This is a genomic window from Microbacterium sp. MMO-35 (genome assembly GCF_037147555.1).
Lineage (GTDB): Bacteria > Actinomycetota > Actinomycetes > Actinomycetales > Microbacteriaceae > Microbacterium.
Window position 1 is genome coordinate 320446 of sequence record NZ_JBBCVH010000002.1, and the last position, 21969, is coordinate 342414.

The window sequence follows — 21969 nt, forward strand, 5'->3', positions numbered from 1 at the left end:
CGCGCCTAGGCTTGTGCACATGTCTGCCACCCCTCTGCGCCAGATCCCCTTCACCGACGCCGAAGGCGCCACGCGGACGCTCGATGACTACGGCACCGGCCCTGTGCTCGTCGTGAACGTCGCGTCGAAATGCGGTCTCACCCCTCAGTACGCCCAGCTCGAGGAGCTGCAGCGGCGCTTCGGGGATCGCGGCCTCACCGTGGTCGGCTTCCCCTGCAACCAGTTCTTCGGTCAGGAGCCCGGTTCCATGGATCAGATCCTCGAGTTCTGCTCCACGACCTACGGGATCTCGTTCCCGATCAACGACAAGGTCAAGGTGAACGGGCGCAGCGCGGCCGACCTGTACAAGACCCTCAAGACGACGCCGGACGGCAACGGCAAGTCGGGACGCGTGGAGTGGAACTTCGAGAAGTTCCTGGTCTCCCCGGACGGATCCGTGCAGCGGTTCCGTCCGCGCCAGGTCCCGGACGACCCCGAGATCGTGGCCGCCATCGAGAGCGCCCTCGTCTGACGCGCTCGTGCGAGCGTTCGGGCTCGCGGACGCGCTCGGGCTCGGGCTCGCGGACGCGCTCGGGCGAGTCGCCCCTCTTGACCACGAGACCGAACTCCCGCCCCGAGACTCGCGTATATTCGCACGGTCTCGGGACGGGAGTTCGGTCTCGCTGAAAGCAGTCGCGGCTCAGCCGGCGGCAGGCTCGGCTTCGGCGTCCTGCCCGCGCTTGGCCCACAGCTCCCGCAGCACGCCGGCGAACGCCTCCGGCGGCTGCGCGCCGCTGACGCCGTACTGACCGTCGATCACGAAGAACGGCACGCCCTGGATGCCGTAGGCCTGCGCCTGCGCCTGGTCGGCGCGCACGTCCTGGAGGTGCCGCTCGGTCTGCAGCGCCTCCAGCGCGGCATCGCGGTCGAGGCCGATCTCCGCCGCCAGGTCGGCCAGATCCTCGATCCGTCCGACGTGCCGCCCCTCGGTGAAGTACGCGGACATGAGCCGCTCCTCCATGTCGTGCTGGCGACCCTGCGCCTTGGCGTGGTGCAGCAGCTCATGGGCCTTGACCGTGTTGGTGTGCTGGAGCAGGTCGAACCGGTACTCCAGGCCGGCGTCCTTCGCGATGCCCGTGACACGGTCGAGCATCTGCTCGACCTGTGCGCGCGGCATGCCCTTGTGACCCATCAGGAAGTCGGCCTCGTCGCCGGAGAAGTCGACCGGCGTATCCGGCGAGAGCTCGAACGAATGGAAAGTGATGCTGACCTCGGGGGCATCATCGTCCTCGGCGGTGGCAGCGAGCCCCGCCTCGAGGTTGCGCTTGCCGATGTAGCACCACGGGCAGGCGATGTCGGACCAGATGTCGATCGAGATGGGTTCGCTCACACATCGATTCAACCGCATGTTCCGGGTGGGTATTCCGGGTGCTAGCCTCATCCGATGCCCGTGGATCCCGCGACGCCGCCGTTCTCCGCGCACCGCATTCTCATCGCGGGCATCACCGGGAGCGGCAAGACCACGCTGGCCCGTCGGCTCGCGGCACGACGCGGCCTGCCGCATGTCGAGCTGGACGCGCTGTTCCACGGACCGGAGTGGACGCCGCGCGAATCGTTCCTCGACGACGTCCGCGCCTTCGCCGCATCCGACCGCTGGGTGACGGAATGGCAGTACAGCGGGAGGGGCACGGATCCGATCTTCGCGCCCCGTGCCGATCTGGCGATCTGGCTCGACTACCCGTACGCGGTCGCCCGCGCCCGGCTCCTGCGGCGCACCGTCTCCCGCAGCCTGCTGCGCACCGAGCTGTGGAACGGCAACCGCGAGAAGCCGATCTGGCACATGCTCCGCCGCGACCCCGAGGAGAACATCCTGCGCTGGCAGGCGCAGACCCGCGACACGTGGCGGGAGAGGATGCCCTCCGTCCGCGCCGACTACCCCTGCCTCACCGTCCTCCGGTTCGGACGCCCCGCCGAGGTGGAACGCTGGCTTCGGGCCGTCCCGTCCGCGGACTGACGGGAACGCTGCGCCTCAGCTCAGAAGAGCAGCGTCGCCAGCCGCCGACGTGCGGCGAGCACCCGCGGGTCGGCATCCCCGACCAGACCGAAGAGCTCCACCAGGCGCTCGCGCACCCGCCCCTGGTCCTCGGCGGGAACGGCCGTGAACAGGTCGAGCAGACGATCGAAGGCGTCGGCCACGTGCCCGCCCGCGACATCGAGGTCCGCGACGGCGAACTGGGCATCGACGTCGGCCGGCGCCGCGGCCGCCGCGGCCCGGACCGCGGTGAGGTCGAGGCCCTGGGTGCGGTGCAGCAGACGCACCTGGCCGAGGCCCGCACGGGCCTCCTCATCGCGGGGGTTCTCCGTCAGCGCGCGTTCGTACGCGTCGATCGCCGCAGCGAAGTCCCCCTGTTCGATCGCATCGAACGCCTCCTGATGCAGAGGCGGCAGCGGGGGCGCCTCCGGCTCCGGGGCATCGCCGTCGGCCGCGGTCTCGCCGACCGGGATGGTCCCCGTCACGCCGTGCTGCGCCGCGAGCTCCAGCAGCTGGGCGAAGACCTCGCGCACCTGCTCCTCGGGCACCGCTCCGGTGAACAGCGGCACGGGCTGTCCCGCGACCAGGGCCACCACCATCGGGATCGACTGGGCCCGGAACCCCTGCGCGAGCTGCGGATTGGCGTCGACGTCGACCTTCGCGAGCACGACGCGGCCGGCGAGCTCGGTCACGACCTTCTCGAGTACGGGGCTCAGCTGCTTGCAGGGGCCGCACCACTCGGCCCACAGGTCCACGACCACCGGCACGCTCTGCGAGAGCTCGAGCACCTGCCCGAAGGTCGCGTCGGTGACGTCGACCACGAGCGGGATCGGCCCTGCCTCTCCGGCGGCGGGCGCTCCGGGGGCCTGAGCCGGCGGCCGGTTGCGCAGGGACGACAGGTCGACGGCGCCGCGGAGGGCCGCTGCGGACATCTCGGTCATTTGATCTCCGTCACGCTCTGGAGCTGCTGGGACGCAGCCAGCAGCGTGATCTTGCCCTCGGATCCCTGTGCCGGGACGGCGAAGAAGAGCTGCACGCCGTACACCGACACGAAGCCCGTCGCCGACTGGTCGACGCCGGTGAGCGCCTTCGCCGAGGGGTTCTTGTCGAGCTTGATCACGGCATCCGCCGAGGTCGGCTTGATCGTCTGGGAGTCGTCGACGGTGACCGCCACGACAGCCCCGCTGTCGATGCTGGACATCGACACCGGCTGCTCCCGGCCGGCGGTCGCTGCGAACGTCAGGCTCGAGGTGGTGTCGGCGTTCGCGTCCTTGAGGGCCTGCTGCAGCGTGGCGCGGCTCTCCTGCACCGACTTCGCGAACGCGAGCGCGGTCTTGTCGAACTTGTCGTAGAACTCGCTCTTGTTCCCCTGGTCGATCACGTTCGCGAACTCCGCGGCGAGCTTGTTCGGCTCGGTGGCGAGGAACGGCGAGTCGGGCGGGGTGAGCTTGGCTCCCAGCCAGGCCGGCGCCATGTTCGGCAGCTTGGCCGCCGCCTGCATCTCCGCGACCGAGGAGATCTTGTAGTTCGCCCACGGATCCGGCTGGGTCATGGTCATGATCAGGGGGGCGACCTTCTCGTCGTTCCCGTGCTCGACGAGCATGAGCACCGTGCGCGGCCACGAGTCGTAGGCCTGCGGCACGAGGATCTTGATCTTCTCCGCCGGGATGGTCGCGGGCAGCGCGAAATCGGTCACGCTCTTCCGCACGGCGTAGGCGGTCTTGCGGGCTTCGAGCGCGGCGCCCTCGAGACGGGACTCGGCCTTCGACGCATCGAGGTTCTTGTCGGCATCGGCCAGGGTCGCGGAGATGCTCTCCAGGATCCGAGCCGCCTGCGCCTCGGTGACCGCCGGCGCCTGCTGCCCGGCCTCGGCGACCTGTGTCTCCGTCGGCGTCGGGGTCGGGGAGGTCGCGGCTTGCGGCCAGATGTCGGGCGTGCAGCCGGTGAGGAGGGCGGCGGTCACCCCGACGGCGGGAAGCAGCAGAAGAGCGCGGCGGCGCGGGCGGATCGCCCTGCGCTCCCGCACCGGGGGCTCGGCGGGTGAGGGGCGGTCCTCCTCCGGCGCGACCGGCTCCGGCCGCGCCACCGGCGCGGTCCGGGCCGGAGCGGATCCCTGCGCCTCTTCCACGGCCGCGCGACCGGCGACGTCGATCGGCTCGGTGGCCGGAAGGGGCGGCGGCGCCTTGCGGCGCGGGCCGCGACCGCGCCGGGAGTGCCGGATCGCCAGCACGTAGAGCACGAGGCCGAGCAGGAGGAAGGCTCCGCCGGCCACCATGAGCGGTCCCGCCCACGGCGTCGCGGTGTCGAGGGGCCACTTGACCGTCACGTCGGCGGGGGCATCGGCCTTGCCGTCCGAGGCGACGAGCACGCTGACGCCCTCGGGCACCTGCATCCGATCGGTCAGGGAGTTCTTGTCCGAGACGCTGTCGAGCCACAGGTCGGAACCGGCAGGGTTGCGCTGGACGTCCTTTGTGTCCTCCGAGGACACCGTCGGCTCGACGACCTTGGCGCTCGTCGTGCCGTCCTTGCCCAGCGTGATCCGGTTGAAGCTCGTGTCGCTGAGCCATGCTTCCAGGTCGGCGGTGCGCGCCTGGGCCACGAAGACGGTGCCCTTCCCCTGCGCGACGAGCGTCTGCTCACCGGGATGCGCACGCAGCACCGCCGAGTCGATGACGGTGTAGGCCTGCGGTGTCTTGACGCTCAACTCGGCCGAGACATCCTTGGGACCGAGGAAGATGGTCCGCTGCGCGATACCGGTCCCGATCAGGACGGCCGCCAGCACGAAGGCCACCACAGCCCATACAAAACGCACGAAAAGTCTCCTCCGCGATCCTCGGGCAGTCGCCCGCGATCTCCGCTCGACGTTTCAGACTAGCGAAACGACCTGTATGGATGCCACGAGGGCGGCCTCGATGCGCCCGATGCGTCCTCGGCGGCGATGCTCCTGATCTCTCCGCGCGCCTCCGGTTACGCTGGTGGATCGAGCACGAAGGATGCCATGAAGCTGCACAACCCGTTCCGCACCGCGCTGGTGGCGACCCTGGGCGTCGGCCTCGGGATCCTGCTCATCCAGAGCGTGCAGAGCCTGTCGACGATCCTGCTGTACGTCGGCACCGCACTGTTCCTCAGCCTGGGCCTCGATCCGATGGTCAGCTGGCTGACCCGTCGACGCCTTCCCCGCTGGGCGGCTGTGCTGATCACCGTGGTCGTCGTGCTCGGGATCTTCGTCGGCATCGTGCTGACGGTGATCCCGATCCTGGTGAACCAGATCTCGCTCCTCGTCCAGCAGATCACCCAGATCGTGAACAGCGGCACCGCGATGGCCGATTTCAAGCACTGGCTCGAGAGCCTGTTCCCCAACCTCGACGTCGACACCGTGTTCGGCTATGTGAACGACTGGCTGAACAAGAATCTCGGCGACATCAGCAGCTCCATCGGACAGGGCGTCATCGTCGTCGGCGGTGCGCTGTTCGCCGGCATCAGCGGCACGTTCATCATCCTGATCCTGACCATCTACTTCACCGCGGCGATCCCCTCGCTCAAGGGCGCCGTGTACCAGGTGGTCCCTGCGTCGAAGCGGGAGCGCTTCATCGATCTCGCGGAGCAGATCACCGCTTCCGTCGGCTACTACGTCATGGGCCAGGTGACCATGGGCGTGATCAACGGCCTGCTCAGCCTGATCTTCCTCTCGATCATCCAGGCGCCGTTCGCGATCGTGCTCGCCGTGATCGCCTTCTTCTTCTCGCTGATCCCGCTGGTCGGCACGCTGACCGGATCCACGATCATCGTGCTGGTGTGCCTCGGCCTCAGCTCGACGCCCCTCACCGCTCTCATCGCCGCGATCTACTACCTCATCTACATGCAGATCGAGGCCTACGTCATCTCGCCGCGGGTGATGAACCGCGCCGTCTCGGTACCCGGCGCCGTCGTCGTCATCGCGGCGCTGTCCGGTGGCGCCCTTCTCGGCCTGCTCGGCGCCCTCATCGCGATCCCCGTCGCGGCGAGCGTCCTGATCATCTACCGGCAGGTGCTCATCCCCCGGATGAACGAGCGATAGTCAGGACGCGGGCCACTCCCGCGCCAGAGGAAGCGCACTCGGGTTCACGGCCGCGACGATCTCGTCCAGCACGCGTCGCGTCTGCGTCTCGCCCACCCACAGGTGTCGTCCGCCGTCGACGGCGATGAGGCGCGCGTGCGGGATCGCTGCGAACCGCGCGATCGCCTCCGCCGGGCGCAGATAGTCGTCGAGCTCGGGAACCAGCACCACGACCTGCCGTTCGTCGTGGGCCCAGGCGGCGACCTCCGCCTCAGTGGCCCGGTGCAGCGGCGGAGAGAGCAGGATGACGCCCTCGATGTCGTGGGAGCGGCCGTACTTGAGCGCCAGCTCGGTCCCGAACGACCAGCCCACGAGCCACGGCCGGGGCAGTCCCCGCGCCCGGACGAAGGCCATGGCCGCGGCCACGTCATGCCGTTCGGCCTCTCCCCCGCCGAAGGCGCCCTCGCTCCGCCCGCGGGGCGAGGAGGTGCCGCGCGAGTTGAACCGCAGCACCGCGAGATCCGCCAGGGCAGGCAGACGCGCTGCGGCCTTGCGCAGGATGTGCGAGTCCATGAACCCGCCGGCCGTCGGGAGCGGGTGCAGGGTGACGAGGGTGGCCGCAGGATCCCGGCTCTCCGGAAGGGCGAGTTCGCCGACGAGGCGCAGCTCGTCCTCGGTGCGCAGCTCGATCTCTTCGCGCCGGGCCGGCAGCGGACGGGGTCCGCGGATCTCCATCTCAGCCCCTCCGCCAGCAGCCGTTGTGCCAGTGCCGTCGGGCCGCGAGGTCCGCGGCATCGCCGAGGACGCCGTCAGCGCGCCAGACCACGAGGTGCGCCGTGCCGATCGGGATGAGCCCGGAGCAGCCGGGGCACATGTACTCCTTCTGAGCCTGCGCGGCGGACAGCGGCTGGACGTACCACTCGGTGCTGCCACGCATCTCGGTGCGCTTCCAGCCGGCGATCAGCCGGTCGAGACCGTCGTCCCGCGGGCGCTCCGGACGTCGTCTGTGCGAGCGTGGCATGGGTGAGCGCTGCTCACCACCAGTTGTTGGAGGACCAGAACGCCACCGCGGCGCCCCAGCTGCCGTAGCGTCCCACCGCGTAGCCGTTCGCCCACCGCAGGTTGTCGACCGGGTCGTAGCCGTTGCCGGGGACCTTGCTGCACGGCAGCGCCTGGACGAGTCCGCAGGCTCCCGATCCGCTGTTCGTGGCGTTGGGGTTCCAGCCGCTCTCCCGACTGACGATGTAGTCGACGTTGCCCCAGTCGCTCGAGGCGATGCCGGCGGCGGCCATCCACTCCGCGGGCGCGCCGCCTCCCGTGTAGAAGAGGGGTCCGGGACCGCTGGAGTCCGAGCTGGACGAGGAGCTGTCGCTGGAAGCCACCACGGGCTCCGGGGTCGGCGTCGGCTTCGGCGTGACGTAGACCTCGAATGCGTCGCGGGTCTGCGCCGTCGGCGTCACCCCGTGCACGGAGACGGTGATGTTCTGGGCATCGCGCGCGGCAAGCGCGTACGCCGTGGTGACCGAGGCATGCGCCGGCTCGGAAGCCGACATGGCGAGACCGGCCGGAGCCACGATCGCGACGGAGAAGCCGACCACCGCCAGTCCGGCGAGCACCGCGGAGGCGGCGTTCCTCCGGGGGAACGCCTTCTTGCCGGCACGGGGGGCTGTGGCTGCTGCGTTCTGGACGGCGTTCGGGGTGCGCGCCGCTATCGAATCGTTATCGGGAGTCACAATGGGTCCGATTCTAGCCAGGGGAACCTGAATCCGCCATGAGAATCGCTCAGCGGATCGCGAGGAGCACGTCGATCGTCGCGTCGAGCAGGGCGTCCACCTGCTCCTCGCGGTACCCGCGTCGCTGCATGCGGAACGCGGTCTGCCGCACTTGCTCGGCGCTCAGCGCGTCTCCGTCGCGAAGGAAGCGCACGATCCGCTTCGCGACGTGATCGACCTCGTCCACGCGGTAGCCGAACGTCAGCGGCCCGGTGCGCGCGAAGCGGTGACCTTCCGGGCGGCTCAGGTGATCCAGGATCACCTGAGCGTCGGTCCGTGCCCGGCCGACCCACGCGGAGGCGCCCGCGGCCGCCACCGCCGCCGCCCGCTCACGCTGCGCGAAGGCGTCCTCGACCCGGGCGAGCGCCGCATCGACGGCCGCGATGTCGTATCCGCCGCGGACCAGCGGGAACGACGCCGCGCGGATGTCGGCGGCGCTGATCCCCTCCGCCTCGTCCTCGAAGGCGCTGCGCGCCCGTCCGAGGAAGGTGTCGACGGCGGCGCGCTGATAGCCCTTCTCGCGGCGGGTGACGACGGCGAAGCTCGGAGCCGACCCGGCGGCGTCGGAACGGACGGAATCGGTCATGCTGCCACCAGGGGGGTGAGGAGGATGTACAGGGCGAGGGCCACGACGGCAGACGGGAGCATGCTGTCCAGACGATCCAGCAGTCCGCCGTGACCGGGGATCCAGGAGCTCATGTCCTTGATCCCGAGGTCGCGCTTCAGCAGCGACTCCCCGAGGTCGCCGATCGTGGCCGAGGCGACGAGCGCCGCACCGATGATGAGACCGGCCCACCACGGCACCTCGAGCATGTAGACGCCGACGAGCGCACCGGCCACGAGCGATCCGACGACGGCGCCGGCGAATCCCTCCCAGGTCTTCTTCGGGCTGACCCGCGGCGCCATCGGATGCCGGCCGCCCCGGCCGAACAGCAGGCCGGACGCGTAGGCGCAGGTGTCGGCGACCACGACGACGACGATGAGGGCGAGCACCCACCACTCGCCGCGCGGCTGACGCAGCAGCATCAGCATGATCGCGCCGAGGAAGGGGACGTAGACCTGGATGAACCCCGCGGCGAGTACGTCGGTGAGGACGTCGCCGTAGGTGCGGCCGTCCTTCACGATCATCTGGGCGAGAAGCCGCCAGACGATGACGCCGAAGACGGCGACCGACAGCATCACCCAGCACAGCCACGGATCGGCGAAGTAGCCGCTCGCAGCGAGCCCCGCGCCGAGGACCAGGTGAGGCCAGAGGTCGACCTTGCGGCCGCCGGCGCGCAGGGCCAGCACGAGCTCCCACACGGCGAGCAGGATGATGGCGAGGCCGATCACCACGAAGGACCACTTCGCGAACAGCAGCGAGGCGAGGATCACGCCGCCGATCAGCAGGCCGACGCCGATCGCGACCAGGAGATCGCGCCCCGTGCGCTCCTTGATGCGCTCATTCGCCTGATCGAGTTGATCGCGCGCATGCGAGACGTGCGTCTCGATCTCGGCCTTCTTGGCCTGCCACTGGGCCTGCAGGTTGTCACCGGTGCGCGTCGGGGCGCTTGCACCGGTGCGCGGCGGCAGCGGGGGTCGTGGCGGGATCGTCGACGCGTCGTCGTCGCCGGACGGGATGCTCATCGGCGCTCTCAGACCTCGAGCAGCTCGGCCTCTTTGCGCTTCACGGCCTCGTCGATGAGATCGACGTGCTGGCGCGTGAGGGCGTCGAGCTCCTTCTCGCCGCGGGCGATCTCGTCCTCGCCGAGCTCGCTCTTGAGCGAGTCCAGCTCGTCCTTCGCCTTGCGCCGGATGCCGCGGACGTGCACCTTCGCGTCCTCGCCCTTGCTCTTGACGAGCTTGACGTACTCCTTGCGGCGCTCGGCGGTGAGCTCGGGCATCGTGACACGCACGATGTTGCCGTCGTTGGACGGGTTGGCTCCCAGGTTCGGCATGTCGCGGATCGCCTGCTCGATCGCCTTGAGCGCCGACTTGTCGTAGGGCGTGACGATGAGCGAGCGCGCCTCGGGGTTGGCGAGCGAGGCGAGCTGCGCGAGGGGGGTCGGCGTGCCGTAGTAGTCCACCAGCACCTTCTGGAACATCTGCGGGTTGGCACGGCCGGTGCGCACCGTGCTGAAGTCCTCCTTGGCGGCCTCGACGGCGCGCTGCATGCGGGAGGTGGTGTCGGCGAGGACATCCGCGATCACGGTGACTCCTATCGTCAGGGGGTTCGTCTCAAGTCTATCGGGGGCGCAGCACGGATCCCGGGCTCGACGCCGTCGGCGCGGCCCGGGATCCTGCGGCGTCAGGCGATGACGCGGGTGCCGATCGGCTCGCCCAGCAGCGCGCGGGTGATGTTGCCCGCGGGCTCCATGCCGAACACGCGCATGTCCATGCCGTTGTCCATGCAGAGGCTGAACGCCGTCGAGTCGACGACCTTGAGTCCGCGCACCAGCGCGTCCTGGAAGGTGATCTCCTCGATGCGCTCGGCGGAGGCGTCCGTCTTCGGGTCGGCCGTATAGATCGCGTCGACCCCGTTCTTGGCGACGAGAACCTCGTCGGCGCCGATCTCCAGCGCGCGCTGCGCCGCGACCGTGTCGGTGGAGAAGTACGGCAGGCCGGCGCCGGCGCCGAAGATCACGACCCGACTCTTCTCCATGTGCCGCTCGGCCCGCAGCGGCAGGTACGGCTCGGCGACCTGAGTCATCGCGATCGCGGACTGCACCCGCGGCGATGCGCCCGCCTGCTCCAGGAAGTCCTGGAGCGCCAGGGCGTTCATCACGGTGCCGAGCATGCCCATGTAGTCGGCGCGAGACCGGTCCATGCCGCGCTGGCTGAGCTCGGCCCCCCGGAAGAAGTTCCCGCCGCCGACGACGACGGCGATCTCGACGCGGTCGGTGGCGGCGGCGATCTCGCGCGCGATCTGGCTGACGATGTCGGGGTTGACCCCGAGCTGGCCGCCGCCGAAGGCCTCACCGGAGAGCTTGAGGACGACGCGGCGTCGACCCTGTCGTTCGGTCATGGAGTGCTTCCTCTCATCCGTGGAACAAACTACCGTGCGCGGCACGGAAGAACATGGGTGATGCGACGCGCATCCGCACGCCGCATCCAGGGCATGACGAAGGGGTCCGGACCCTGGCGGATCCGAACCCCTTCGATGCTGTTACGCGCCGACCTTGAAGCGCGCGAAGTCGGTCACCGTGATGCCGGCGTCCTTCGCGACCTGGCCGACGGACAGCTTGTTGTCCTTGGCGTAGTCCTGCTCGAGCAGCGCGACCTGCTTGAAGAACGCGGTGACACGGCCCTCGACGATCTTCGGCAGAGCGGCCTCCGGCTTGCCCTCGTTGCGGGAGATCTCGGTGACGATCTCGCGCTCCTTCTCCACGTCCGCGGCCGGGACGTCCTCACGGGTGAGGTAGGAGGGGTTCGCGAACGAGATGTGCTGCGCGATGCTGCGCGCGGTCTCCGCGTCGTCACCGGTGTAGGCGACGACGACGCCGACCTGCGGCGGGAGGTCCTTGCTCGTGCGGTGCAGGTACACCTGGAAGGCGTCGCCGGTCAGCGTGCGCACGCGGCGCAGCTCGACCTTCTCGCCGATGATGGCGGCCTCGTCCGAGATCAGCTGCTCGACGGTCTGCCCACCGGCGTCGGCCGCGAGGGCATCCTCGACGGTGTCGGCCTTGACGGCGGCGACCGCGTCGGCGACCTTGTCGGCCAGCGCGATGAAGCGGTCGTTCTTGGCGACGAAGTCGGTCTCGCAGGCGAGCTCGACGAGCGTGACGGTGCCGTCCTGCTCGCGGGCGACGACCAGGCCCTCGCTGGTGGAACGGTCAGCGCGCTTGGCGTTGCCCTTCGCACCCTTCAGGCGAAGGATCTCGACGGCCTTCTCGACGTCGCCGTCGGCCTCCTCGAGCGCCTTCTTGGTGTCGACCATTCCCGTGCCGAGCTGCTCACGCAGCGCCTTGATGTCGGCGATGGTGAAGTTGGCCATGTTGTGGTGGCTCCTTGCTTCGTGTGTGTGCGTGGTGGGTGCGGGTCGGAGGGCTCGCGCCCTCCGACGGATCGCGATTACTTGTCGGTCGACTCGGCGTCGGCGACCTCGGCCGCGGTCTCGCCCGCAGCGGCGGCGATCGCCTCGTCGTGCGCGGCTGCGCCGGCCTCGTCCGCGGCGGATTCGGTCGCGGCGACCTGCGCGTCAGCGCCCTCGAGGAGCTCCTGCTCCCACTCGGCGAGCGGCTCGGCGTCGCCGGCCTCGGGGTTGTGCTTGACCTGCAGGCCCTCGGCCGCGGCGTCGGCGATGATGCGGGTCAGCAGCGAGACCGAGCGGATCGCGTCGTCGTTGCCGGGGATCGGGTACTGGAAGTCGTCCGGGTCGGCGTTGGTGTCGAGGATGCCGATCACGGGGATGCCGAGCTTCTTGGCCTCGTCGATCGCGAGGTGCTCGCGCTTGGCGTCGACGACCCACAGAGCCGACGGGGTCTTGGTCAGGTTGCGGATTCCGCCGAGCGACTTGTGCAGCTTGTCGAGCTCGCGCTTCTTGAGCAGCAGCTCCTTCTTCGTGAAGCCCGAAGCGGCCGGGTTCTCGTAGTCGAGCTCCTCGAGCTCCTTCATGCGGGCGAGACGCTTCGCGATGGTGGAGAAGTTGGTGAGGAGGCCACCGAGCCAGCGCTGGTTCACGTAGGGCTGGCCGACGCGGGTCGCCTGCTCGGCGAGGATCTCCTGCGCCTGCTTCTTGGTGCCCACGAAGAGGATCGTGCCGCCGTGCGCGACGGTCTCCTTGACGAAGTCGTAGGCCTTGTCGATGTAGCCCAGCGACTGCTGCAGGTCGATGATGTGGATCCCGCTGCGCTCCGTGAGGATGAAGCGCTTCACCTTCGGGTTCCACCGGCGGGTCTGGTGTCCGAAGTGAACGCCGCTGTCGAGCAGCTGGCGGATGGTGACGACGGCCATGGTCGTACTCCTTGCTGGTTGAGGTTGAGCTGCCGATCGGGTGATCGGCGATCCTGGTGCCCGGCGCACGCTCCGCTCTCCTGCGAGAGACCTGTGGAGTGTTCGCCACGTTGAACGCTGTGGGCACGCGTAGTCACCCCGACATACGGGATGCCCTGCAAGCATATCAGGATCGCCGGGTCGATCCGCGACGCCCTCGCCATCGTTCCGCACAGCCGAGCCGATCCCCCTGCTTCGCACCGGCTGCGCGCAAGCACGCCCGGTACATCGACGGGCGGAGCAGGTTCGACGTATGCCCCGTCGCCGTCACCCTGCCCCCGCAGCGAACGCGCCGTGGCGCGTCCTCGCGGCCGCCGCGGTGCTGCTCGGCGCGCTCGCGCCGCCGCTCGCTCCGTACTCCCCGCCGTCCGCCGCCGCGTCCGTCGCGGCGCTCGGGCATCCGTCCGCCGCGACGGACGGAGGGCCCGTGCTCCCGGACCGGGACTGGATGTGGCCGGTCGAGGGCGCCCGCTCCGTGATCGAGCCCTTCCGTCCTCCCGCGCATGCCTACGGCCCGGGACATCGGGGCGTCGACATCGCCGCGTCCGGCGATCTGCGCGCACCGGCCGACGGAGTGGTCGCCTTCGTCGGCACCGTGGCGGACCGGGCGCTGCTGACGATCGATCACGGCAACGGCCTGATCACCACGTACGAGCCTGCCACCGCGATCCTCGCGCCCGGCGCCCCGGTGCGCCGCGGGGATCTCGTGGCGCGGGCGTCCTCGGGCGGGCATGCGCCAGCCGGCTCCCTGCACGTCGGCGTGCGCTGGAACGGCGTCTACGTCAATCCGATGCTGCTGTTCGGCGGCGTACCTCGCGCCGTGCTGCTGCCGTGCGGAGCGGACCGCTGCTGACCGCACCCGCCAGGGAAGAGGTCGAGCCGCCGATCACGCGCGCGAGTGCGCGAGTGATCACGCCCGCGGGTGCGCGAGCCGGTAGCTCGCGGCGAGCCGCTCCGCGGAGACGTGCGTGTAGATCTGGGTCGTGCCGAGGCTCGCGTGGCCGAGGATCTCCTGCACGGCGCGCAGATCGGCGCCGCCGTCGAGCAGATGCGTCGCGGCCGAATGGCGCAGCGCGTGCGGGCCGACGGTCTCGGCGCCGATCACCGGCGCCAGCACTCGGGCGACCAGCTCGTACACGGCGCGCGGGCCCAGCACTCCCCCGCGCGCGCCCCGGAAGAGGGCGGGACCGGGTCGGTCCGCTCGTGCGACCAGGGCGGGACGGGCCCGTCTCAGATACGACGCGACGGCATCGCGCGCGGGGGCGCCGAAGGGGACGACCCGCTCCTTGTCCCCCTTGCCGATGACGCGTGCCGTGCCGCGGTCCAGATCCAGGTCGTCGACTGCGAGCCCGCAGAGCTCCGATACGCGCATGCCGGAACCGTAGAGCAGCTCGAGGATCGCGCTGTCGCGCAACCGGACGGGATCCCCGTCGAGCGCCGCGTCCCGCGCCTCGTCCAGAAGGACGCGCATGGCGTCGGCGGAGGCGACGGCCGGCAGAGTGCGCCCGCGCTTCGGCGTCACGAGTCGCAGCGCGGGGTCGACCGGCACGAAACCGGACTCGGCGGCCCAGGCGAAGAACGAGCGGACGGCCGCGGTGCGCCGGGCGAGCGTCGAACGCGCATCCCCGCGCTGCGTGGCGCGCCAGAGCCAGTCCCGCAGCGCCTCCAGGTCGACCGCGACGAGGTCGGCATCGGCCGTGGCGGCGGCCAGATCGGCCAGATCCGACCGATAGGCGCGCACGGTCGCCGGGGAGAGCCGACGCACCTGCGTGAGGTGCGCGGTGAACGCCGCGGCGGCATCCGATACGCGCATGCCCCCAGCTTGCGCCCTCGCTCGGCGGAGCGCGGGAGCACGCGCGGAGTCCGACTCCCCCGGAACCTCGGCACCCGCACGTTCGAGGTCTTCGAGGAGGACGGGTCCCCGCCGGGTCTGTACGTGCTCGACCTCTACACGCCGGAGTCGCCCTCGAGTGCGGTCACCGGAGCACGCCGAGCCAGCCGTGCTCGCTCCTTCTCGCGCCGCCGTCGAGCTCCAGGATGCCGAGGAGCGCTTCGACCCGGTCCTCGCTCAGCCCGCTGCGCTGCGCGAGCTCGCTGCGACTGCGCGCCGCGCGGGCGTTGAGCGCGTCGGCGAGTCGGACCAGGTCCGGGTCCTCCTGCATGATCGGCGGCCCGGCCCGATCGACTCCGAGCAGTTCACGGACGTCGGCGACCGACGTGATGCACCGCGCGTCGTAATCCCGCAGCAGACGGTGGCACCCCGCGGAGGTCGTCGAGGTGATCGGTCCCGGCACCGCACCGAGCGGCCTGCCGAGCTCGGCGGCGTGGCCGGCCGTGTTCAGCGAGCCGCTCCGACCACCTGCCTCGACGACGACGGTCGCCCGGGCCAGCGCACTGATCACACGATTGCGCGCGAGGAACCGCCATTTCGTGGGCGCCGTGCCGCACGGCACCTCGCTCGCGAGCGCCCCGCTCGCGACGATCCGCTCGAACAGCTGAGCGTGGCCGCTCGGGTAGGGCCGATCCACCCCGCCGGCGAGTACCGCCGCCGTGCGACCGCCGGCTCGGAGCGCCGCGCGGTGCGCCGTGCCGTCGATGCCGTACGCACCGCCGGAGAACACGACGAATCCCTCCCCGGCGAGCTCGCCGGCGAGCCCGCCCGCGACATGCTCGCCGTAGCTCGACGAAGCACGAGCGCCCACGATCGCGACACCGACCTCGGAGAGCGCCGCGGGATCCCCCCGGAGCCAGAGCGCACGGGGCGCGTGCGCTCCGAGGTCCGCCAGAGCGACCGGCCATTCCGCGTCCCGGGGCAGCAGCAGCTGTGCCCCGATCCGTGCCGCGGTCCGCAACGCCCCCAGGTGGGGCTCGACGGCGAGGCGGGGCGCCCAGCGCCGGCGCGCATCGCGCAATGCCGCGGCGGCGGGCCGCTCCCCGGCGACATCGCCCTCCGGGTCGTCCCGTCTTCCGTGCGATCCGCCGAACGCGACCTCCAGTGCCTCGGTCGGTCCCATCGCTTCGACGAGCGCCCCGGCCACGCCGTCCCCCGGTTCGACGAGCAGACTCCAGATCACGCTGTCCCGAACCGCGGGATCCGTCGCATCGGGCCGGATCCTGGTCATCTCGGAGAGGAGGCCCGGCTCATCGCGCAACGTGCGCAGCCGGCGGCGCAGCTCGGCCGGGCCGGGCGTCGCCCCGTCGTGCGGCTCATCGGCAGCGGATCGACCACCACGTGCGGCCGGACTCACGTCGTCGCCCCCTTCTTCAGGTACAGCGCCCGCCCGATGTGGGCGAGAGTGGGAGCGCCCGCACCGGCGAGGTCCGCGATCGACCACGCGATCCGCAGCACGCGGTCGTAGCCGCGGAGCGTCAGCGCCCCGCGCTGCAGAGCCCGATCCAGCGGAGTCCGGACCTCGGCGGGGAGACGGAACTCCCCCTGTCGCAGCCAGGTGCCCGGCGCGTGCGCATTGAGCCGCCAGGGGGTGTCCCGCCAGCGCCGCGCGGCGCGGGCCCTCGCCTCCTCGACCCGCGCACGCGCCTGTGCGGTCGACAGCGCGCCGCTCGACGACGCCGCGACCGCCGCGGCCGATACCCGGGCGACGCCCACCTCGATGTCGAGCCGGTCGCGGATCGGTCCCGACAGCCGTGCGGCGTACCGCCGGATCGCGGAAGGCGGGCAGATGCACTCCTCGCCGACGACACCGAAGGACCCGCACGGGCACGGGTTCGTCGCCAGCACCAACTGGAAACGGGCGGGGAAACGTGCTGTGAAACCCGCCCGGTGGATCTCGATGGATCCCGACTCGAGGGGCTGACGCAGGGCATCGAGCACCGCGCCGGGGGCTTCGGCGGCCTCATCGAGGAAGAGCAGTCCGCCATGCGCCCGCGCGATCGCGCCTGGACGTGCGGTGCGCGAGCCCCCGCCGATCATCGCCACCGCGGAGGCGCTGTGGTGCGGGGCCACGAACGGCGGACGCAACTCCAAGCGGCTCAGCGTCTCGCCGGCGAGCGACCGGATCGACGCGGCCTCCAGCGCGAGTCCCTCGTCCAGATCGGGCAGTATGCCGGCAAGCCGCCGCGCCAGCATGGTCTTGCCGGCCCCGGGTGGGCCGGAGAGCAGAAGGTGGTGCCCCCCGGCCGCCGCCACGACCAGCGCGGCCACGGCATCGTCCTGCCCGATCACGTCGGCGAGCTCGAGAGCGGGCGCACTCGTCTGGGGAGTGGCGGCGGACAGCACCGGCTCCGGCTCCCCCAGCTCCGGGACATCCGCTCCGTGCAGGAGGGCCACCTGCGCGAGGCTGACCGCCGCGTGCACCTCCATCCCGGGCACGAGACGCGCCTCCGCCTCGTTCGCGAACGGGACCACGGTCCGCTCGAACCCGGCCTCGCGCGCGGCGTGCAATGCGGGGAGCACACCCGGGACCGGCCGCAGCCGGCCGTCGAGCCCCAGTTCGCCCAGATGCACGGTGCGCGCGAGGGACACCGGATCGAGGACGCCCCCGGTGCCGAGAGCGGCGATGGCGATCGCCACGTCGAACGCCGAGCCGTGCTTGGGCAGACTGGCCGGTGACAGGTTCACCGTGAGCTTGCGGCGCGGCAGGTCGAGTCCGCTGTTCCTGCAGGCGTTGTGCACGCGCCGCGCCGCCTCTCCGAGCGCACGGTCCCCCAGGCCGATCAGGTCGAACCCCGGTGTCTGCTGCGACAGATCGGCCTCCACGTCGACCATGTGCCCGTTCAGGCCGGTCAGCGCGACCGCCCAGGTGCGCGCGGTCACCGCAGATCCTGCAGGTGCTCGAGCGCCCCGTGGGCCGGATCCGCGCCGACGATGCCGATCGCCTCGAGTCGCAGGACGGCCCCGGGAGCCGTCGCCGGATGCGCGCGCACCCAGAGCTGCGCGAGTCGCCAGAGGCGTCGGCGCTTCGGGCGGTCGATGGCCTCGAACGGGTGCCCGTAGTCGAGCGTCCGCCGTGTCTTCACCTCGACGAAGGCGAGCGCGTCCCGATTGCGCGCGACGATGTCGAGCTCACCCTGCTCGCATCGCCAGTTCCGGTCGAGGATCGCGTATCCGTGCCCGATCAGGTACGCGACGGCGCGGTCTTCGCCCGCGCGTCCGAGTTCGTCCTTGGCTGCCATGATGGACAGCCTGATCGAGCGCGCAGCTCCTCGGCGCCCTGATCCCGCAACCGGTGGGAAAGTCCGCAAGAGGTCGACCTGTGGAGGACATCACCCTCTCGGTCGGCACCGCCGATCGGCGAGCGTCCCGCCCCGCCACCGCGGGCGAGAAGACTCGGCGGGAGCCTCCTGCGTCACTCGCCGTCGAGCGACAGCTCCTGCGGGAGCTCGAACTCGCGGCGGGACAGCTCCTCGACGTTGACGTCCTTGAAGGTCAGCACGCGCACGGACTTGACGAAGCGATCGGCCCGGTAGATGTCCCACACCCAGACGTCGTTCATCGCGACCTCGAAGTAGAAGTCGTGCTCGGTGTCGCGGCGGACCACGTTGACCTCGTTCGCGAGGTAGAAGCGACGCTCGGTCTCGACCACGTACTGGAACTGCAGGACCACATCGCGGTACTCGCGGTACAGGGCGAGCTCCAGCTCGCGGTCGTAATCGTCGAAGGCGTCGTCATCCATGATCCCTCCATCCTACGAGAGGCCGCCGCATCCCGAACGCGCGGCTCAGAACAGCGTCGGCGCGTCTGCGATGGCCCAGGAGGAGCGGTGGTGGCGGGTGAGCCCGCCACGCCGGATGGCGTCACGGTGCTCGATGCTGGCGTACCCCTTGTTGCGCTCCCACTGGTAGTCGGGGAACTCCCTCGCCAGCTGAACCATGAGCGCGTCGCGCGCGACCTTCGCCAGCACCGACGCCGCCGAGACGGACGCGCAGTCCCGGTCGGCCTTGACGATCGAACGCACGGTCAGCGCACCGGGGTGCACCGCCGACACGTAGTCGTGGTTGCCGTCGAGGATCACGAGCCCGGCCGCGGGATCCCAGACGTCTCCGCAGGCAGCGATGATCGCTCGCGACGCGGCGAGGCCGAGGGCGCGCATGATGCCCACATCGTCGATCTCCGCGTTCGACGCCCAGCCCACCGCGCTCGCGGGCGCCCACGCGCCGGCCCGCGCCGCGACCTCGGGGCGCCGCTTCTCCGGGACGAGCTTGGAGTCGCGCAGCCCCTGAGGAACCCGCCGTCGCGCTGCGGCCGCGTCCACGACCGTGGCGCCCACGGCGACCGGGCCGGCCAGGGCGCCGCGTCCGACCTCGTCGAGGGCGATCACGTGCGTGTGCTCGCGCAGCAGCCGCCGCTCGAGCACCAGGCTAGGCTCGGCGACCGCCACGGCGGCGCCCCTGCGGTTTCGGATTCGAGACCCCGTTGAACACGGCGTAGTGCCCGTCGACCAGGCCGAACCTGTCGAAGGGCCAGGTGATCAGGAACGCCCGTCCGACGATGTTGTCCATCGGCACGAAGCCGCCGCCGGGCTGATCCTGGTGATACCGGGAGTCCTCGGAGCGGGTGCGGTTGTCGCCGAGCACCCAGATGGCGTTCTTCGGAACCGTGACGTCGAACGGGATGCTGGACGCCCGATCGTCACCCACCCCCTGCTTGAGATACGAGGACTCGTCGATCGGCGCGCCGTTGACGGTGAGCTGGCCCAGGGAGTTGCAGCACACCACGTGGTCTCCCGGCAGTCCGATCAGGCGTTTGACGAGATGGTCGTCCGAATCGGGCGCGGCGATGCCGATCAGCGTCAGGAACCACTCCCCCGCCTCGAGCAGGGGGGATCGGGGCGGAACCTGCGGCGCGGGCGGAAGCCAGCCCCCCGGATCCTTGAACACGACGACGTCGCCGCGGTGGTAGCCGTTCCAATGCGGCGTGATCTCGTCGACCAGGATGCGGTCCTTGACGAGGAGCGTGTTCTCCATCGATCCCGAGGGGATGTAGAAGCTGCGGACCACGAACGTCTTGACGAGGAAGGACACGAGCACGGCGATGAGCAGGATCACCACGATGTCGCGGAGGAAGACGACCCAGCCGCGCCTGCGCGGCGCCGCCGGCTCCCGCACTGCGTCGACGGGTCCGGCCGCGATCTCTTCCGTCATGCGTCATCCTTCACGGCTCGGGCCGTCGGACGACGGCGCCCTCCAGCTTCTCATGCCCGGTCACGAAGAAGCGCCCCGGGACGCGTGTCCCGGGGCGCTTCTTCTCACACGGAGAGGGATCAGCGCGCGTCGCGCTTCTCCTTGATCTTCGCCTTCTTGCCGCGCAGGCTGCGCAGGTAGTAGAGCTTCGCGCGGCGCACGTCACCGCGGGTGACGACCTCGATGTGGTCGATCACCGGGGAGTGCACCGGGAAGGTGCGCTCGACGCCCACCTGGAAGCTGATCTTGCGGACCGTGAAGGTCTCGCGCACGCTGTCGCCCGAGCGGCCGATGACGACGCCCTGGAAGACCTGGATACGGGAGCGGCTGCCCTCGATGATGTTGACGTGCACCTTGACGGTGTCGCCGGGGAAGAACTCGGGGATGTCGGAGCGGAGCGAAGCCGCGTCGACGACGTCGAGGATCTGCATGATCGTCTCTCTCTGCACTCGCCTCAGGTCGCATGCATGTAGGAAGGGATGAAGGTGTGGTGTGTGCCGAACGGAGCGCTGGGCGTCCGCGGGCTCCCCTGAGGCAGAACCGGGTCACGGCACAAGGAACAATTCTGCCATGGATCCGGGTCCGCGCCAAAACCGGACGCGGCGCAGGACCCTACGGCGTCAGCGCTCCGGACGGTCCCCGTCGGATTGCCCCGTCTCGGTGATGACGATGACGTCGCCGTTCCGGCTCGCCCGCTCCCGCACGGTGCCGGTCGCATCCCCGTAGACGGGGAGACGCATCGCGTCGCCGTCGATCACGAAACCCGCCCTTCCGCGCTCCGCCACGTCCTTCCAGAGCTGCCAGAGCGTCGACCAGAACAGGCCGAGGAAGGCGACGATCGTGCCGGTGAGGAGCCAGCCGAAGGCGTTCTCGGGGAAGAACCCGAGCGCGATCGTGAGGCCGTGCCACACGGTGAAGCCCAGGACATCGCGCCAGGAGACGGCGCGCTCCGCACGCACGGTCGGGCGAGCGCGCACGAGCAGCCCGAGCGCCACCTCGCCGACGAGCACGGACGGCAGCGCGATGAACAGCACCCAGAGGAACGCCCACCCGCCGGCGTGGAACACGCCCCAGCCGATGAAGAGCCACAGCGGCAGCACGAGGGCGGCCGGGAACAGCCAGGAGAAGAAAGCGCGCCGGATCCACATACCGCGATGGTACGTCGGGGGCGCCGGCCCGGATCCGGGCGTTCGCTGTGAGCGTCGGCCCGCAGAGAGGTAGGAGAGAATGGACAGGACGAGAGGACTGGGAATGATCGAACTGCGCACCCCCGCCGAGATCGAGGAGATGCGGGCGGCCGGACGCTTCGTGGCGGAGACGCTGGCGACGCTGCGCGCCGAGACCAAGGTGGGCACGAACCTGCTCTCGATCGATCGGCGCGCGCACGACATGATCCGCAAGGCCGGTGCCGAGTCCTGCTACATCGACTACCACCCCTCGTTCGGCGCCAGCCCGTTCGGGAAGGTCATCTGCACGTCGGTGAACGACGCGGTGCTGCACGGTCTGCCGCACGACTACACGCTGCGCGACGGCGATCTCGTCTCCCTCGACTTCGCGGTCTCCGTCGACGGCTGGGTCGCCGATTCCGCGGTCTCCTTCGTGGTGGGCACCCCGCGCGACGAGGACCTGCGCCTCATCGACACCACCGAGCGCGCACTCGACGCCGCGATCGCGGCGGCCGTGGTCGGCAACCGCATCGGCGACATCTCGGCCGCGATCGCCGGCGTCGCGCACGGCGAGGGCTACTCGATCAACACCGACTTCGGCGGGCACGGCGTGGGCCGCATCATGCACGGAGACCCGCACGTGCCCAACGACGGCCGCCCCGGACGCGGGTTCCCGCTCCGCGCGGGCCTGGTGATGGCCCTGGAGCCGTGGTTCCTCGCCACGACCGATGAGCTCGTGACCGATCCGGACGGCTGGACGCTGCGCAGCGCGGACGGCTCGCGGGGCTCCCATTCCGAGCACACCGTGGCGATCACCGAGGACGGCCCCCTCATCCTCACCGACCGCTCCTTCCTCGGCGTCGACTGACGCCG

General features: G+C 70.6%; 26 protein-coding genes. 5 read left to right on the plus strand and 21 right to left on the minus strand.

Annotated elements, in window-relative coordinates:
* The first annotated feature begins 19 nt into the window (after positions 1-19).
* Complete coding sequence (locus tag WFJ01_RS04850) at positions 20-511, plus strand: glutathione peroxidase (protein ID WP_292886886.1); 492 nt, start codon at positions 20-22, stop codon at positions 509-511.
* Positions 512-679: 168 nt separating this feature from the next.
* Here the strand turns inward: WFJ01_RS04850 and WFJ01_RS04855 are convergent, their stop codons facing one another.
* Complete coding sequence (locus WFJ01_RS04855) at positions 680-1369, minus strand: DsbA family oxidoreductase (RefSeq protein WP_251440342.1); 690 nt, start codon at positions 1367-1369, stop codon at positions 680-682.
* 54 nt (positions 1370-1423) lie between these two features.
* Between WFJ01_RS04855 and WFJ01_RS04860 the strand changes: the two genes are divergently transcribed.
* Entirely contained in the window at positions 1424-1993 is a 570-nt protein-coding gene (locus tag WFJ01_RS04860; protein WP_336628365.1) for an AAA family ATPase, read from the plus strand.
* 20 nt (positions 1994-2013) lie between these two features.
* Here WFJ01_RS04860 and WFJ01_RS04865 read toward each other — a convergent pair whose 3' ends face one another.
* Both WFJ01_RS04865 and WFJ01_RS04870 read right to left on the minus strand, forming a co-directional pair.
* Entirely contained in the window at positions 2014-2952 is a 939-nt protein-coding gene (locus WFJ01_RS04865; RefSeq protein ID WP_251440347.1) for a tetratricopeptide repeat protein, read from the minus strand.
* The gene (locus WFJ01_RS04870; RefSeq protein ID WP_336628366.1) at positions 2949-4823 is read right to left on the minus strand and encodes a glycosyl transferase; all 1875 of its coding nucleotides are present in this window, start codon (positions 4821-4823) and stop codon (positions 2949-2951) included. Before WFJ01_RS04870 ends, WFJ01_RS04865 begins: the two co-directional genes overlap by 4 nt.
* A 186-nt stretch (positions 4824-5009) precedes the next feature.
* Here WFJ01_RS04870 and WFJ01_RS04875 point away from each other — a divergent pair, with 186 nt between their 5' ends.
* Complete coding sequence (locus WFJ01_RS04875) at positions 5010-6068, plus strand: AI-2E family transporter (RefSeq protein WP_336628367.1); 1059 nt, start codon at positions 5010-5012, stop codon at positions 6066-6068.
* Here WFJ01_RS04875 and WFJ01_RS04880 read toward each other — a convergent pair whose 3' ends face one another.
* The 9 genes from WFJ01_RS04880 to rpsB form a co-directional block, all read right to left on the minus strand.
* A complete protein-coding gene (locus WFJ01_RS04880; protein WP_336628368.1) occupies positions 6069-6782 on the minus strand; it encodes an alpha/beta hydrolase in 714 nt (237 codons plus the stop codon).
* Position 6783: 1 nt separating this feature from the next.
* Positions 6784-7068 carry a hypothetical protein gene (locus WFJ01_RS04885; RefSeq protein WP_251440358.1) on the minus strand — a complete coding sequence of 95 codons (285 nt, stop codon included), beginning with the start codon at positions 7066-7068 and terminating at the stop codon, positions 6784-6786.
* A gap of 13 nt (positions 7069-7081) precedes the next feature.
* The gene (locus WFJ01_RS04890) at positions 7082-7780 is read right to left on the minus strand and encodes a transglycosylase SLT domain-containing protein (protein ID WP_251440361.1); all 699 of its coding nucleotides are present in this window, start codon (positions 7778-7780) and stop codon (positions 7082-7084) included.
* Between the two features lie 49 nt (positions 7781-7829).
* A complete protein-coding gene (locus tag WFJ01_RS04895; RefSeq protein ID WP_292886867.1) occupies positions 7830-8405 on the minus strand; it encodes a DivIVA domain-containing protein in 576 nt (191 codons plus the stop codon).
* Positions 8402-9445 (minus strand): phosphatidate cytidylyltransferase, encoded by a 1044-nt coding sequence (locus WFJ01_RS04900; protein WP_336628369.1) that lies wholly within the window; start codon positions 9443-9445, stop codon positions 8402-8404. Before WFJ01_RS04900 ends, WFJ01_RS04895 begins: the two co-directional genes overlap by 4 nt.
* 8 nt (positions 9446-9453) lie before the next feature.
* Positions 9454-10008: a ribosome recycling factor gene (gene frr / locus WFJ01_RS04905; RefSeq protein WP_251440381.1), complete on the minus strand. Its 555-nt coding sequence runs from the start codon at positions 10006-10008 to the stop codon at positions 9454-9456.
* A 98-nt stretch (positions 10009-10106) separates the two neighbouring features.
* Complete coding sequence (gene pyrH, locus WFJ01_RS04910) at positions 10107-10823, minus strand: UMP kinase (RefSeq protein WP_251440384.1); 717 nt, start codon at positions 10821-10823, stop codon at positions 10107-10109.
* A 141-nt stretch (positions 10824-10964) separates the two neighbouring features.
* Positions 10965-11792: a translation elongation factor Ts gene (gene tsf / locus WFJ01_RS04915; protein WP_251440399.1), complete on the minus strand. Its 828-nt coding sequence runs from the start codon at positions 11790-11792 to the stop codon at positions 10965-10967.
* 77 nt (positions 11793-11869) lie between these two features.
* Positions 11870-12751, minus strand: coding sequence for a 30S ribosomal protein S2 (gene rpsB / locus WFJ01_RS04920; protein WP_251440402.1), 882 nt, complete (start codon positions 12749-12751; stop codon positions 11870-11872).
* Positions 12752-13043: 292 nt separating this feature from the next.
* On the opposite strand from rpsB, the gene WFJ01_RS04925 reads away from it, so the two are divergent.
* Positions 13044-13643: a murein hydrolase activator EnvC family protein gene (locus WFJ01_RS04925; protein ID WP_336628370.1), complete on the plus strand. Its 600-nt coding sequence runs from the start codon at positions 13044-13046 to the stop codon at positions 13641-13643.
* 57 nt (positions 13644-13700) lie between these two features.
* On the opposite strand, the gene WFJ01_RS04930 is transcribed toward WFJ01_RS04925, so the two are convergent.
* The 9 genes from WFJ01_RS04930 to WFJ01_RS04970 all read right to left on the minus strand — a co-directional run bounded on the left by WFJ01_RS04930 (position 13701) and on the right by WFJ01_RS04970 (position 21078).
* A complete protein-coding gene (locus WFJ01_RS04930) occupies positions 13701-14603 on the minus strand; it encodes a tyrosine recombinase XerC (protein WP_336628371.1) in 903 nt (300 codons plus the stop codon).
* 163 nt (positions 14604-14766) lie between these two features.
* On the minus strand, positions 14767-16038 hold the full coding sequence (dprA, locus tag WFJ01_RS04935; protein ID WP_336628372.1) for a DNA-processing protein DprA: 1272 nt from the start codon (positions 16036-16038) through the stop codon (positions 14767-14769).
* Positions 16035-17564 (minus strand): YifB family Mg chelatase-like AAA ATPase, encoded by a 1530-nt coding sequence (locus tag WFJ01_RS04940; protein ID WP_336628373.1) that lies wholly within the window; start codon positions 17562-17564, stop codon positions 16035-16037. The genes dprA and WFJ01_RS04940 overlap by 4 nt, the downstream gene beginning before the upstream one ends.
* Positions 17561-17923, minus strand: coding sequence for a YraN family protein (locus WFJ01_RS04945; RefSeq protein ID WP_336628374.1), 363 nt, complete (start codon positions 17921-17923; stop codon positions 17561-17563). Before WFJ01_RS04945 ends, WFJ01_RS04940 begins: the two co-directional genes overlap by 4 nt.
* Before the next feature lie 173 nt (positions 17924-18096).
* On the minus strand, positions 18097-18423 hold the full coding sequence (locus tag WFJ01_RS04950) for a DUF2469 family protein (RefSeq protein WP_045252131.1): 327 nt from the start codon (positions 18421-18423) through the stop codon (positions 18097-18099).
* A gap of 45 nt (positions 18424-18468) precedes the next feature.
* Entirely contained in the window at positions 18469-19128 is a 660-nt protein-coding gene (locus tag WFJ01_RS04955; protein WP_336628375.1) for a ribonuclease HII, read from the minus strand.
* Positions 19109-19891, minus strand: coding sequence for a signal peptidase I (gene lepB / locus WFJ01_RS04960; RefSeq protein WP_292888458.1), 783 nt, complete (start codon positions 19889-19891; stop codon positions 19109-19111). Before lepB ends, WFJ01_RS04955 begins: the two co-directional genes overlap by 20 nt.
* Positions 19892-20010: 119 nt before the next feature.
* Positions 20011-20361, minus strand: coding sequence for a 50S ribosomal protein L19 (gene rplS / locus WFJ01_RS04965; protein WP_251440594.1), 351 nt, complete (start codon positions 20359-20361; stop codon positions 20011-20013).
* Between the two features lie 189 nt (positions 20362-20550).
* Positions 20551-21078 (minus strand): MFS transporter permease, encoded by a 528-nt coding sequence (locus WFJ01_RS04970; RefSeq protein WP_336628376.1) that lies wholly within the window; start codon positions 21076-21078, stop codon positions 20551-20553.
* Between the two features lie 103 nt (positions 21079-21181).
* On the opposite strand from WFJ01_RS04970, the gene map reads away from it, so the two are divergent.
* Positions 21182-21964, plus strand: coding sequence for a type I methionyl aminopeptidase (gene map / locus WFJ01_RS04975; RefSeq protein ID WP_251440624.1), 783 nt, complete (start codon positions 21182-21184; stop codon positions 21962-21964).
* The last annotated feature ends 5 nt before the right edge of the window (positions 21965-21969 follow it).

Coding starts and splice junctions, on each gene's coding strand:
- WFJ01_RS04850 (WP_292886886.1), top strand. CDS start 20: ATGTCTGCCACCCCTCTGCGCCAGATCCCCTTCACCGACGCCGAAGGC.
- WFJ01_RS04860 (WP_336628365.1), top strand. CDS start 1,424: ATGCCCGTGGATCCCGCGACGCCGCCGTTCTCCGCGCACCGCATTCTC.
- WFJ01_RS04865 (WP_251440347.1), bottom strand. CDS start 2,952: ATGACCGAGATGTCCGCAGCGGCCCTCCGCGGCGCCGTCGACCTGTCG.
- WFJ01_RS04875 (WP_336628367.1), top strand. CDS start 5,010: ATGAAGCTGCACAACCCGTTCCGCACCGCGCTGGTGGCGACCCTGGGC.
- WFJ01_RS04880 (WP_336628368.1), bottom strand. CDS start 6,782: ATGGAGATCCGCGGACCCCGTCCGCTGCCGGCCCGGCGCGAAGAGATC.
- WFJ01_RS04885 (WP_251440358.1), bottom strand. CDS start 7,068: ATGCCACGCTCGCACAGACGACGTCCGGAGCGCCCGCGGGACGACGGT.
- WFJ01_RS04895 (WP_292886867.1), bottom strand. CDS start 8,405: ATGACCGATTCCGTCCGTTCCGACGCCGCCGGGTCGGCTCCGAGCTTC.
- WFJ01_RS04900 (WP_336628369.1), bottom strand. CDS start 9,445: ATGAGCATCCCGTCCGGCGACGACGACGCGTCGACGATCCCGCCACGA.
- pyrH (WP_251440384.1), bottom strand. CDS start 10,823: ATGACCGAACGACAGGGTCGACGCCGCGTCGTCCTCAAGCTCTCCGGT.
- tsf (WP_251440399.1), bottom strand. CDS start 11,792: ATGGCCAACTTCACCATCGCCGACATCAAGGCGCTGCGTGAGCAGCTC.
- rpsB (WP_251440402.1), bottom strand. CDS start 12,751: ATGGCCGTCGTCACCATCCGCCAGCTGCTCGACAGCGGCGTTCACTTC.
- WFJ01_RS04925 (WP_336628370.1), top strand. CDS start 13,044: ATGCCCCGTCGCCGTCACCCTGCCCCCGCAGCGAACGCGCCGTGGCGC.
- WFJ01_RS04930 (WP_336628371.1), bottom strand. CDS start 14,603: ATGCGCGTATCGGATGCCGCCGCGGCGTTCACCGCGCACCTCACGCAG.
- WFJ01_RS04945 (WP_336628374.1), bottom strand. CDS start 17,923: ATGGCAGCCAAGGACGAACTCGGACGCGCGGGCGAAGACCGCGCCGTC.
- WFJ01_RS04950 (WP_045252131.1), bottom strand. CDS start 18,423: ATGGATGACGACGCCTTCGACGATTACGACCGCGAGCTGGAGCTCGCC.
- lepB (WP_292888458.1), bottom strand. CDS start 19,891: ATGACGGAAGAGATCGCGGCCGGACCCGTCGACGCAGTGCGGGAGCCG.
- rplS (WP_251440594.1), bottom strand. CDS start 20,361: ATGCAGATCCTCGACGTCGTCGACGCGGCTTCGCTCCGCTCCGACATC.
- WFJ01_RS04970 (WP_336628376.1), bottom strand. CDS start 21,078: ATGTGGATCCGGCGCGCTTTCTTCTCCTGGCTGTTCCCGGCCGCCCTC.
- map (WP_251440624.1), top strand. CDS start 21,182: ATGATCGAACTGCGCACCCCCGCCGAGATCGAGGAGATGCGGGCGGCC.